Origin of the sequence: Streptomyces katrae, from assembly GCF_000966975.1 — a bacterium.
GTDB lineage: Bacteria > Actinomycetota > Actinomycetes > Streptomycetales > Streptomycetaceae > Streptomyces > Streptomyces katrae.
On the sequence record NZ_JZWV01000277.1, the window covers coordinates 1 to 656 of the forward strand.

Below are 656 nucleotides of genomic sequence, written 5' to 3' on the forward strand. Positions count from 1 at the left end.
CTGCTGTTCCGTGCTCCACGCCCGCCCTGCCTGCGGCCTGACCCCTCGTGCCGGTCCACTCGCGGCGTCGGCAGGCCGAGCAGGACGGGCCCGCGGGGTGCGGCCGTATCGATCTGGCCGATCTTGGCTTCGGCGCCGGGGAGGCTGACGCGAAGGCCTTCGATCTCCCCGAGCCAGCCCTCGGGCTCGGCGTCGGCGATCCGGTCGAAGAGGTTGTCGCGGATCTCCACCAGCCGGCCGCGCTGAGCGGGGTCAGGGCGCAGGAGGGAACGGCGGACGCCCCGTTGACTCGTGCCCGAAGGGGATCTGTCGCGATCGGCCGTTCCCCGGGGGGAGCTGGGGGAGACCGGCGACCGGTACGAGCCGTACCGGCTCGTCGACGCTGACGGCGTGGCCGTGGCGGAGTGCTCGCGCTGCGGCGGCCGGCGCGAGTCGGCCACCCGCGACGCCGAGGGGGCGGCCGCTGTGTCCGCGCTGTCTGATCACGGACCCCGCCAACCTGGAGACCTGAATCGTCTGCGGCAAGCGACGCATGGTCTGCACCCGGACTCCCGACGGGCCGATCTGCCCGAACTGCCGTCCCCTGCCATACCAGCGAGAAGTGCACTGCACCGTCTGCGGAGGCTTCCAGGACAGCCACTCCGGCACCCCCGGCG

1 protein-coding gene is annotated in these 656 nt (G+C 73.3%); it reads right to left on the bottom strand.

Translation table 11 applies throughout. The annotated features are described in order from the left end of the window. Positions 1–230 (bottom strand): hypothetical protein (locus tag VR44_RS11605; RefSeq protein ID WP_063778910.1); only part of this gene is annotated, 230 nt, incomplete at its 3' end. Positions 231–656: the final 426 nt, after the last annotated feature.